The sequence below is a fragment of the Malikia spinosa genome (assembly GCF_002980625.1).
GTDB classification, from domain to species: Bacteria; Pseudomonadota; Gammaproteobacteria; order Burkholderiales; family Burkholderiaceae_C; genus Malikia; species Malikia spinosa.
Window position 1 is genome coordinate 1 of the sequence record NZ_PVLR01000052.1, and the last position, 582, is coordinate 582.

A 582-nucleotide genomic window follows, 5' to 3' on the forward strand; every position below is an offset into this window, starting at 1 on the left:
CTCGGCCGAGTGGCAGTGGCTGCAGTATCAGGCCAGTGGGGCGGTGATCGCTGCGGCCTGGAGGCGTTCGATGGCCATCACCGTGCAATCTGTCCGCAGCGGAATCGCAGACTGGTCGGTCGACGAGCACCCAGACCCGCTGCCTGAAAACTGGAGTGCGCGACAAGGCCCGGCGGGCCTGCACTTCGTCAATCCCATGCAAGACCGGTTCATCGACTGGGCGCTCCCAAGATCGGACAAGGCCAGTCGGCGTGCTCAGCAGCAAGTCCGGGAGGACGAACGACGGCAGGCCATGCTGAGTGCTTGCACGGGCCCATGCCTTTCGTGGAGTACGCGCGACGAATGGCATGTAACAGCCTCCTGGGCGCCGGCCAACGGTGTGTTCCGCGCGCACCGCCTGCTGGGCTTGCCAGGCGAGCGGCCGCTGTTCTGGCTGTTCGAGGCGGATGGTGGCTTCGTGGCACGGCTGCGAGACCTGAGGCTGCAAGCCTGGGCCGAATCACCCCAGGCAGCCGTCCATGCCTTGCGGACCTGTCTGCGCCGGCATCGGGCGGCCTACGTTCCAGCGGTTGCTACTCGCAA

1 protein-coding gene is annotated in these 582 nt (G+C 66.5%); it reads left to right on the forward strand.

What is annotated here, in order from left to right; genetic code table 11:
• Positions 1-70: 70 nt before the first annotated feature.
• On the forward strand, positions 71-582 hold a 512-nt coding region (locus tag C6P61_RS15525), incomplete at its 3' end, for a hypothetical protein (protein WP_146115071.1).